The 10,015-nt window shown below is 67.5% G+C and carries 11 protein-coding genes and 1 tRNA gene; 9 read left to right on the top strand and 3 right to left on the bottom strand.

Features of this window, described 5'->3' with window-relative positions; genetic code table 11:
• Nucleotides 1-32: 32 nt before the first annotated feature.
• The 4 genes from VNF71_09645 to VNF71_09630 all read left to right on the top strand — a co-directional run bounded on the left by VNF71_09645 (nt 33) and on the right by VNF71_09630 (nt 1,684).
• A complete protein-coding gene (locus VNF71_09645; protein ID HVA74813.1) occupies nt 33-320 on the top strand; it encodes a hypothetical protein in 288 nt (95 codons plus the stop codon).
• Nucleotides 321-326: 6 nt separating this feature from the next.
• Nucleotides 327-641, top strand: a complete 315-nt coding sequence (locus VNF71_09640; protein ID HVA74812.1) for a WhiB family transcriptional regulator — start codon at nt 327-329, stop codon at nt 639-641.
• Nucleotides 642-1,130: 489 nt separating this feature from the next.
• Entirely contained in the window at nt 1,131-1,511 is a 381-nt protein-coding gene (locus tag VNF71_09635; GenBank protein HVA74811.1) for a hypothetical protein, read from the top strand.
• A gap of 92 nt (nt 1,512-1,603) precedes the next feature.
• Nucleotides 1,604-1,684, top strand: a tRNA-Tyr gene (locus VNF71_09630).
• Nucleotides 1,685-1,806: 122 nt separating this feature from the next.
• Here VNF71_09630 and VNF71_09625 read toward each other — a convergent pair.
• Genes VNF71_09625 through VNF71_09615 form a run of 3 tightly spaced genes read right to left on the bottom strand, consistent with a single transcriptional unit; the run spans nt 1,807 to nt 4,537 of the window.
• The gene (locus VNF71_09625) at nt 1,807-2,142 is read right to left on the bottom strand and encodes a metal-sensitive transcriptional regulator (protein ID HVA74810.1); all 336 of its coding nucleotides are present in this window, start codon (nt 2,140-2,142) and stop codon (nt 1,807-1,809) included.
• Nucleotides 2,139-4,334, bottom strand: coding sequence for a heavy metal translocating P-type ATPase (locus VNF71_09620; protein ID HVA74809.1), 2,196 nt, complete (start codon nt 4,332-4,334; stop codon nt 2,139-2,141). Before VNF71_09620 ends, VNF71_09625 begins: the two co-directional genes overlap by 4 nt.
• Nucleotides 4,334-4,537 (bottom strand): heavy metal-associated domain-containing protein, encoded by a 204-nt coding sequence (locus VNF71_09615; protein HVA74808.1) that lies wholly within the window; start codon nt 4,535-4,537, stop codon nt 4,334-4,336. The genes VNF71_09620 and VNF71_09615 overlap by 1 nt, the downstream gene beginning before the upstream one ends.
• 156 nt (nt 4,538-4,693) lie before the next feature.
• On the opposite strand from VNF71_09615, the gene VNF71_09610 reads away from it, so the two are divergent.
• From VNF71_09610 to VNF71_09590, 5 genes are all read left to right on the top strand, one after another.
• Nucleotides 4,694-5,107: a pyridoxamine 5'-phosphate oxidase family protein gene (locus tag VNF71_09610; GenBank protein HVA74807.1), complete on the top strand. Its 414-nt coding sequence runs from the start codon at nt 4,694-4,696 to the stop codon at nt 5,105-5,107.
• A gap of 30 nt (nt 5,108-5,137) precedes the next feature.
• Nucleotides 5,138-5,338 (top strand): DUF1918 domain-containing protein, encoded by a 201-nt coding sequence (locus VNF71_09605; protein ID HVA74806.1) that lies wholly within the window; start codon nt 5,138-5,140, stop codon nt 5,336-5,338.
• Nucleotides 5,339-5,351: 13 nt separating this feature from the next.
• Entirely contained in the window at nt 5,352-5,801 is a 450-nt protein-coding gene (locus VNF71_09600; GenBank protein HVA74805.1) for a CBS domain-containing protein, read from the top strand.
• 400 nt (nt 5,802-6,201) lie between these two features.
• On the top strand, nt 6,202-9,186 hold the full coding sequence (locus tag VNF71_09595) for a glycosyl hydrolase family 65 protein (GenBank protein HVA74804.1): 2,985 nt from the start codon (nt 6,202-6,204) through the stop codon (nt 9,184-9,186).
• Complete coding sequence (locus VNF71_09590) at nt 9,183-9,989, top strand: universal stress protein (GenBank protein HVA74803.1); 807 nt, start codon at nt 9,183-9,185, stop codon at nt 9,987-9,989. Before VNF71_09595 ends, VNF71_09590 begins: the two co-directional genes overlap by 4 nt.
• Nucleotides 9,990-10,015 lie beyond the last annotated feature (26 nt).

Raw genomic sequence — 10,015 nt, 5'->3', positions numbered from 1 at the left:
CTCTGTCAATGAAGTTAGGGTAATCTTGCCTTATGGCACCGGTCAAGGTGAAAGACAAGATTTCTCTTAAGCGGGCCGCTACGGTCCCGGCGATGCCGTTCCAGCCACGCGAGCCCCAGCCCGGGCTCGACGAGGCGTTAGGCCGTGTCTTGGAGATCGACGCCGACCTGAAAGCCTGGGAGGCGCATCGCCGGGAGTTGATAGAGAAGCGGGCGGCCGCCATCCGCGAGGCCCTTCGCCTCGGTGCGACTCTCGCCCGGATAGGGGAGATGCTCGGGGTGTCCGCCGTCAGGGCCCGCCAGATGCGCGACGGTCAGTAAAGAGCGTTGCCTGCCACCTTCCGGCCCGAACACGACACCGACGAACTCGGGTTCTACGGTGACCTGCTCGACCTGCTCGACACCGGGCCGCCGAGGTGGCACGCCGATGCTCTGTGCAAAGAGGCCCCGGAGAGCATCACGTGGTTCCCGGGCGGAAAGGGACCGAACGCCGGCGCCAGGGCCAAGGCGGTCTGTGCGACGTGCCTCGCCCACGAGGATTGCCTGGCGTGGGCGCTCGACCAGGGCCCGGACCTTGACGGGATATGGGCGGGGACGACGCAGCGGGACCGCAGGTCGATCAGGTCCGGGAAGGTGGCATGAGGTACGAAAAGACATCAGACGCTATCGATGTTTAGCTAGCGACAGCTGGCGGTAGCGCGTACAATGTCAACCGGAGCCCTCTTGGAGCCGAAGGACTTAGACGTGGCACAGAACAAGGCCAACACACAGCCCGTTGCTTCTGTGATAGCGCGCGCCCTCGAGCTTGGTGAGGATGATGGCTTTGATCTGCCGTCGACCTGCGAGGAGCTGCCGCGGTGGAAGGTTGAGTCGCCGAATCGGGCGCCAGCCTTCACACGGCGCCGACGCGACTGAATCCCACCACGCGTGGCACCCCTAGCTGATCCGGTCGTCCTTGTCTTCGACGCCAACGTCCTGATCTCTGCCTGCTGCGAGATTCGCCGGGGCGCCGCGTTCCCGGCGTCGTGGGCTGGGGAACCGCGCACCACGGAAGGAGCCGCCTTGGCGTGCTGTTCGTTGGTGGCCGGGCCACCCCCCGATACGCACGTCACGCTTTACGGTGACGCCAAGTTGGACGACCTGGTCTTGCTGAAACTCACCCAGCCGAACGATTCGCGGCTACCGCCCGAACAAAGGGGTCTCGGGTGGGATGAAGACCTCGCCGTTGATACCTACCAGGCATTGGCCAACGGGATTGACCCCAACTACGAGGAGTTGAACCCCGCAGCGGCGGCGGCGGTTGCGCATGGACTTGATTACGAAGACCAGCGAATCTTCGGTCTTCTCTTGGCTGCCATGGGTGAGCGGGCTTGGGCGAATCCAGTGTTGGTCACGCGCGACTCTGACTTCGCCTCGGTCGCGAATAATCAAGCTCCGATGCTGACATCGGGCCTGCCCAAGTGGCGAGCAGTTACGCCGAAGCGCCTGCTACAGAGTTACGGCGCCTTCTAGGCCCATGGGGCAGCCATGGGGCAGACGCCGAGAATCCCGGGGGGTCGCCGAAGGACCGAAAACGCTTCGACCAGCACTTTTCTAGTCACCGGGGGACACCGGAGGACCGTCTAAGCAGACTGTAAATCTGCCGGCGTACGCCTACGGCGGTTCAAATCCGTCCCGGCCCACCACGACGATCCAGGGCGTGCCCCAGCGCGTCGAGGACGGTCACAGCCCGATTCGCCTAACCCGACGGCGCGCCCTGGGGTTGGCCGGTCAGCTGGCCGGTCGAGTTCGCCGACGCCGGACCATTTCACCGGGTGCGGGCGAAGCGGTGGACGGCTTCGAGCAGCTCCCGGCTCTTCTCGGCCGCGAGGGCTTCGTCGCCGGAGGCGAGTGCCCCCTTGACGCAGTGGTTGACGTGGTCGTCGAGGATCTTGAAGGCGACCGCTTCGAGGGCAGTGTCGACCGCGGCGATCTGGGTGAGGATATCGATGCAGTAGCGGTCCTCGGCGATCATCTTCTCGATCCCCCGGGCTTGGCCCTGGATGCGGCGCATTCGCTTGATCAGCGCCTCCTTGTCGGCCACGTAGCCGTACGTGACCGGCTCGACGGGCTCGCCGCTGTGTTTCGCGCTGGCGGCGGTCACACCTGCTCCTTGGACGGGGAGAACCGGCGCAGGCGCAGCGAGTTGGACACGACGAAGACACTGGAGAAGGCCATGGCCGCGGCGGCCACGATGGGGTTGACGATGCCGGCGACGGCAAGGGGGATGGCGGCCACGTTGTAGCCGAAGGCCCACACGAGGTTGGCTTTGATCGTGGTGAGGGTGCGGCGCGACAGGCGGATAGCGTCCGCCGCGGCGCGCAGGTCGCCCGAGACCAAGGTGAGATCGGAGGCTTCGATGGCGACGTCGGCGCCGGTGCCGATGGCCAGGCCCAGGTCGGCCTGGGCGAGGGCGGGGGCGTCGTTGACACCGTCTCCGACCATGGCGACCACCTCGCCGGCGGCCTGCAAGCGGGCGACCTCGGCCACCTTGTCGCCGGGTAGCACCCCAGCGAGGACCCGGTCGATTCCGACCTGGGCGGCGACCGTTCGGGCGGCTCGTTCGTTGTCGCCGGTGAGCAGCACCGGGGTGAGCCCCAGGGCTCGCAGCTCGGATATGGCCTGCCGGCTGGTCGGCTTCACCCGGTCGGCCACGGCCAGGATCCCCAGCGCCTTGCCGTCGGCGGCGACGCCCACCACGGTCGAGCCTGTGGACTCCAGCCGCTCGGCCTCCGCCGCCAGGTCATCTGAGAGGGGGACGGCCCAGTCGCCGAGCAGGCTGGGCCGCCCGATCACCACCGCGTGGCCATCGACGACCGCCTCGATCCCCAGTCCGGCTCGGGCCGAGAACCCCTCCGCGGCGGGCAGGGTGCCGAGGCGGTCCCGGCCGTGGGCTGCGATAGCACGGGCGATGGGGTGCTCGCTCGGATCCTCGGCCCCGGCCGCGAGGCGAAGCAGCTCCTCCTCGCCCACCCCGTCAGCTGGAACCAGGGCCGACACCGCCATCTTGCCTTCGGTGAGGGTGCCGGTCTTGTCCAAGACAATCGTGGTGATCTGGCGGGTGTGCTCGAGGACTTCGGGGCCCTTGATCACGATGCCCAGCTGGGCGCCCCGGCCCGTGCCCACCATCAGCGCGGTCGGGGTGGCCAAGCCCAGCGCGCACGGGCAGGCGATCACGATCACGGCTACCGCCGCAGTGAACGCGAAGGTCGTGGCCGCCGCACCCAGGAGGAGCCATCCGGCCAGGGTGAGCGCCGAGACAGCGATGACGACGGGAACGAAGATGGCCGAGACCTGATCGGCCAGGCGCTGCACCGGGGCCTTGCCCGCCTGGGCGTCGGCCACTAGCCGGGTGATCTGGGCCAGGGCGGTCGAGGAGCCCACCCGGGTGGCCTCGACCACCAGCCGACCCGAGGTGTTCACGGTGGCGCCCGCCACCGCGTCGCCGGGGCCGATCTCGACAGGCAGCGACTCGCCGGTCAGCATCGACTGGTCGATGGCCGAGAAGCCCGAGACCACAACCCCGTCGGTTGCTACCTTCTCGCCTGGGCGGACCACGAAGCGGTCGCCGACCACGAGCTGTCCGATCGGGACCACGACCTCGGCACCGTCACGAAGCACCCGGGCTTCCTTGGCGCCCAACTCCAAAAGCTTTCGGATCGCTTCACCCGAGCGTCGCTTCGCCCGGGCCTCCAAGTAGCGGCCGAGCAGGATCAAGGCGGTGATCGCCCCGGCGGTGTCGAAGTACACGCCGGCTGTGATCCCAGCCAGCAGCACCACCGTCGACCACACCCAGGCGGCGAGGGTGCCGATCGAGATGAGGGTGTCCATGGTGGCTACGCCGTGGCGGGCGTTGGCCACCGCCGCCCGATGGAACGGCCAGCCGGCGTAGAACACCACCGGGGTTGCCATGGCGAGCGAGACCCACTCCCAGTCCGGTGGCCGCGCCGCCGTTACCCAGGCGAAGATCGCCAGGGGCACGCTGAGCGCCACGGCGACCATCAGGCGGCGCCGGTAGGGGCGGGCCGGGTCCGCGTCGGTAACCGCCTCGGGGAGGGTTGCCTCGTAACCGGCCGCCTCCACCGCCCCGATCAGCTCATCCACACTCACCCGGGCGGGGTCGAAGGCGACCGCAGCATGCTCGCTGGCGAAGTTGACCGTCGCAGTGACGCCGGCCAGCTTGTTGAGCCGCTTCTCGATGCGCGTCGCACACGAAGCACAGGTCATGCCTCCGATGGCGAGCTCCACATGCTCTGGGGCAACAGCCTCATCCTGATGGTCAGTGGCGATCGTCATCACGCCGCCTCGTAGCCGGCCTCTTCGATCGCAGCGCGCAGCACCTCGTCGTCGAGGCCCTCGCCGGTCACGGTGACCACCTTGGTGGCGAGGTCCACGTCGACCCCGGACACACCGGTCACCGAACCCAACTCCCCGGCCACGGCTCGCTTGCAGTGGTCGCAGGTCATCCCCGGCACCCGGTAGGTAATGGTCTCCGGCATCGGTCTCTCCTTTCAGCTTCCTTAGCCACTATACCCCTATGGGGTATTAGACGCCGCTGCCCTCTCAGAGGCGCGCCACCTGGCGGACGGCGGCCACATGCTTCGAGTTGACCTTTGGCCCTATCGGAGACGGTCACGTAGCGCGACGATCGGGCCATGTGGCCCACCTGGGTCGATGAGCGAGGGTCTGACGTCCTGGAGACGACCGAGTGCCGCCGCCTGCTGGCGGTTGGCGCGGTGCGGCATCGGCCCGGGCATCTCGGAATCTCTGGTGAGGAGGCTCCGACGGTGCTTCCCGTCGACTATGCCGTCGACGGCCCAGACGTGGTGATCCGCGTCGGGGAGGGGTTGTTCCACAACCTGGTGGGTGAGTTCGTCGCGTTCGAGGTCGAGGATTTTGACGACGACCCTCCCTGGAGCGTGCTGATACGGGGTCTCGCCCAGGCAGAGAGTTCCGATCGAGTCGCTTCGCGGTTGCCCCCGCCGCGAGTCGCAGAACCCGGTCGGAGACTGGTGCGGATCCGATCGGACTTCGTCACCGGGCGCCGCCTCGGGAAACGATCCAGTTGACGAATAGCCCCGATAGGAGGAACGAAGACCATGTATACAGCAGTCGGTGATCGGATAATCATCAAGGGCCACCGCGTCGGCGAACCGGACAGGGATTGCGAGGTCTTGGAGGTACGCGGCGCCGACGGGGGGCCTCCTTACCTGGTGCGTTGGGAGGACTCGGGACACGAGGCGTTGCTCTTCCCCGGCACCGACGCCACCGTCCAGCACTTCGAGCACCACCCTCTCTGAGAGGAGCCCCAAGATGCGTATCTGGGATCTCGTACGACGGTCGGCGGTCGCAGTCCGACCGGATCAAACCCTCATCGAAGGGGCCTCGATAATGGACAAGGCGGGGGTCGGAGCGCTGATCGTCGTAGACGCGGACCGCCCGGTCGGCATCGTCACCGACCGGGACCTGGTGCGGCGGGGCTTGGCTCGGGGCCTTCCGCCCGATGCGCGCATCGACGCGGTGATGACCGCACCGGTCGTCACGGTCAACGCCGACGACGACGCGCACGATGTCTATCAAGTGCTCCGCACCCACGCGCTGCGGCGCCTACCCATCGTCAGGGAGGGCCGGTTCGTCGGTATGGTCACCGTGGACGATCTCATCATCCATCTCGCTGCAGATCTCTCCGATCTCGCCCGACCTATCACCGGTGAGGTTCTCTTCGCTCAGCGCGACGGCTTGCCTCCCGCCACCGTGGGTTAGCACGCCAAAACGAAGACTGGCGGACGATCGTGCAGCGAGGTCAGCGTCAGCCCAACCGTCGAAGGGACGGATCAGCTCCTGGCTTGCGCCGCAGCCGGAAGAACTTCGTGCAACTCCCACGCGGTCATCTGAACCTTCCGCCAAGCCGCTAGCTCGGCGTCCTCGTCAACCGCGGTACGCACCCCCGCGAGCGCTTCGGAGAAACTCCGAAAGAGGCGATCCAACTCGTGTCTGGTTTCCCTGTCCATGTCTCTAGCTCCTTGGTCGTGCTCGTCACTCTGACTCTCCGAGATGACCGTACGCTGAAGCAGCGGAGGGCGGGAAGGGACGAACGTCCCGAAATACACGGTGACCATCGCCCCTACCGGGCTCGAGTCGCCGGCTAGGAGGATGTGCTCCGATGAACGTTCCCAGTCGCCTGGACGAGACCTTCGACGCGCTGATCTTCGACTGGGACGGCACAGCGGTACCCGACCGCCAGGCTGATGCCAGCGAGGTGCGCCGCCGGGTGGAATCGCTGTGCGCGGCAGGGGTGCACATCTTTGTCGTCAGCGGAACCCATGTGGCCAACGTCGACGGCCAGCTCCGGGCTCGGCCATCGGGCCCCGGGCGCTTGCAGTTGTGCTGCAACCGGGGAAGCGAGGTTTTCGAGGTCACCGGATCCGGGCCGTCCCTCGTCTACCGGCGCGCTGTGGCCGCGGAGGAGGACGTGGCCCTGGACCAAGCCGCCGAGCGAACCATCAAGGTTCTCCAAGCCCGGGGTCTGGAGGCGACCGTGGTGTCGAGCCGGCTGAACCGGCGCAAGATCGACCTGATCCCGATTGCAGAGTGGGCGGACCCCAAGAAGGCGGATATTGCCGCTCTCTACGAGGCAGTGAAGTCCCGGCTGGCTGAGGCAGATATCGGAGATCTGGCCGACGTGATAGCCCTGGCGGCCGACGCGGCTCGCACGGCAGGGCTCGCCTTGCCACGGATCACCAGCGACGTAAAGCATGTCGAGATCGGACTGACCGACAAGTCCGACTCGGCACGCTTTGCAGCGGCCTGGCTGAAAGAGCGGGGGATCACCGGACAGCTGGTGCTCATAGCCGGTGACGAGTTCGGCACGATCGGAGGCGTGCCGGGCAGTGACGCGCTCATGCTCGTATGCGACCTGGAGCGAGCGCCGGCAATGTCGGTCGGTGTCGAGCCAGGCGGTGTGCCACCCCCGGTGGCATACCTCGGTGGAGGTCCCGGTCGTTTCGCCACCCAACTCGACGCGCAACTCGAGCGCCGGGCCAGGCACCGGGCGCCCCAGATAGACACCGATCCGCGCTGGGTGGTCCCGCTCCCATCGGCTCGGGTCAAGGAGCGGGTCGCGGAGTCCTTGGGTGCCCTGAGCAACGGCTGGGCTGGAACCCGAGCGTCCAGAGAGGAAGACGGGCCAGGCACGACTCCGCTCTTCGCCGTCGCTGGTGTCTACGCGACCGACGGGCACCTGCTCGCGGGACCCGACTGGATCGGCCTGAGTGTCGCCGGCGGGCACCGCCATCAGGGTGACCGCCGCGTGCTCGACCTGCGAACCGGTGTCCTGGCGCGCTTCGGTGAGGGCAACCGGACACTCCGGTCGGTTCGTTTCGTGTCCGCCGCCTCGCCCGACGCCCTCGCGTTCCGTGCGGAAGGACCCCCAGACCGGCTGGACGAAGGCGACCTGCTGCGCCCACCCCTCCAGGAGAGGTTCGAGCACGAGGTGAACGACGGGATCTGGGTCGGTCGCACCAGCAACGGGGACAGCGAGATCGCTGTGGCCGCCCGTGACTTGGTGACAACCGGTTCCGAGAAGCGGGTCGTTGAACGCTTGGCGGCGTGGGCAGCGGGCACCACCTCGGGGGCGACCGCAGAGGAAGCCCAACAACGGCTGGCGAGGTTGGATGCCTTGGGGTTCGACGCCCTGCTAAGCGAGCACCGCCACGCCTGGGCGGCTCGGTGGGCCGACGCCGCGGTGGGGATCGAGGGCGGCCCGGACGCACTGGCTGACGAGCTGGCCGCCAGGTATTCAGTCTTTCATCTGCTCTGCGCAGCCTCCGACACCGGCGACGCCGCAGTTGGGGCTCGGGGCCTGACCGGGGAGGCTTACAACGGGCACGTCTTTTGGGACGCCGATGTGTTCGTCCTGCCAGCACTGGCGGCCATCAGCCCGCAGGCGGCACGGGCGATGCTCGAGTATCGGATCCGCCGGCTCCCCGCCGCGCGCGCTATCGCCGAAGCGAGGGGGTTCGACGGCGCCCGCTTCCCCTGGGAGTCCGCAGCCGACGGCAGTGACGTCACCCCGAGGGTGGTCCAGGGACGCCACGGTGAGCCGATCCCTATCGCGACTGGTACCCATGAGGAGCACATAGTTGCCGACGTGGCTTGGGCGGCAGACCGCTACGCGACCTGGACCGGCGATACTGCGTTTCTCGCTGGGAGGCCCGGCCGCGACCTGGTGGTGGAAGCCGCTCGCTATTGGGCGAGCCGGATCCGTCTCGATCCCGGAGGACGCGGACATCTCTACGGGGTGATGGGGCCCGACGAATACCACGAGGTGGTAGACGACAACGCCTACACCAATGTGATGGCCCGTTGGAACCTGCGCCGAGGCGCCGAACTGCTCGCCGTCTCGAGGCGCAACTCGGCCAGTACGGAGGCAGCGCGTTGGCGGGACTTGGCAGAACGACTCGTCGACGGGTGGAATCCTGACCTCGGAATCTATGAGCAGTTCGCCGGATACTTCGAGCTGGAGCCGCTGCTGGTATCCCAGGTCGCCCAGCCGCCGGTGGCGATCGACGTGCTGCTGGGGGCGGAGCGGGTGAGAGGCTCCCAGCTCATCAAGCAAGCAGACGTCCTCATGCTCCACCACCTCTTGCCAACCGAGGTAGTAGACGGCTCCCTTGGCGCCTGCCTGGCTTTCTACGAGCCTCGCACAGCGCACGGCAGCTCGCTCTCTCCCGCCATCTCTGCGGCGCTGCTCGCGCGAGCCGGCCAACTCGACCGGGCGCTGGAACTGTTCCGCTTGGCCGCCCGCCTCGACCTGGACGACCTGACCGGCACCACCGCCAGCGGGCTGCACCTGGCCACCATGGGCGGTGTCTGGCAGGCGCTTGCCTACGGTTTCCTCGGACTCGAGGCACAAGGAGAGGTTCTCGCGCTCGAACCGCACCTGCCCGGCGCGTGGTCAGCCCTGTCCATGCGCTTGCGTTTTCGCGGACAGCGCCTGCAGGTGCGTGCCGAACACGACCAGATCACCATCGGATGTGACAGGCCGCTCGCCGTTCGCGTGGCCGCCCGGCCGCCCCAGAACTGCGACCCACCCGGCGCCACCTTCGACGTGCTAATGCCCCAAGCGACTTACGGGAGAAGGCCATGAGCAACCCACCGGTGAGAGTCGTGTTGGCCGCCCTCGACACCACCACCGCTTCCCGCCCGGTGCTCGAGACCGCTTCGCGGATGGCGGAAATGACCGGCGCCCAGGTCGAAGCAATCCATGTGACCGATGGGCCAGCCGACATGCTCGATCTGCTCGCCGGGCGAGCAGCGATACGTCTGCGACGGCTGAGCGGTCCAGTCGAGCCCGCCGTTCTAGAGGCGATGGCCGCGCCTCAGGTGATAGCAGCGGTGATCGGCGCGCGGGCAACCCCCGGGGGTCGGCGTCCTGTTGGACGAACCGCCTTGCGCCTGCTTCGCCAGACGACCAAACCGGTGGTGGTCGTGCCCCCGAACGCGCTTTCTCCCCGCCCTTTCAAGCGGCTGCTGGTCCCCCTCGAAGGAGAGCAATCCTCGTCTCAACCGATCATCGACGCGCTCTGGCCGCTACTGGTGGCCGAAGTCGAGCTGATAGTGCTCCACGTCTTCACCGATACCACACTGCCTCGCATGCTCGACCGGCCTCACCGCGACCTCGATTTGCTCGGAGCTGAATTCCTCGCGTCCCAGTGCCCCCCGGCGACCCGCATCGAGCTGCGAACGGGCCCAGTTGCGGCGAGGGTCGCCGAAGTGTCGGATCAGCATTCCGTAGATCTTGTCGTCTTGAGCTGGTCACAGCAGGTCTCGCCCGGCCGAGCACAGGTCGTCCAGGAGGTACTCGGCGCTTCCTTGCTGCCCGTCCTGTTGCTTCCTGTCGGATCGCAGACAAGCCCGGCAGCGTCGCCGAGCGAGCTCCCCACGTCGTAGCTCCCGCTGCGGTCCTGGACCGTCCG

This window comes from Acidimicrobiales bacterium (assembly GCA_035533095.1).
Classification (GTDB): Bacteria; Actinomycetota; Acidimicrobiia; order Acidimicrobiales; family Palsa-688; genus DATLUM01.
Note: the sequence above shows the minus strand (reverse complement) of the source record. Positions and strands in the feature narration are given on the sequence as shown.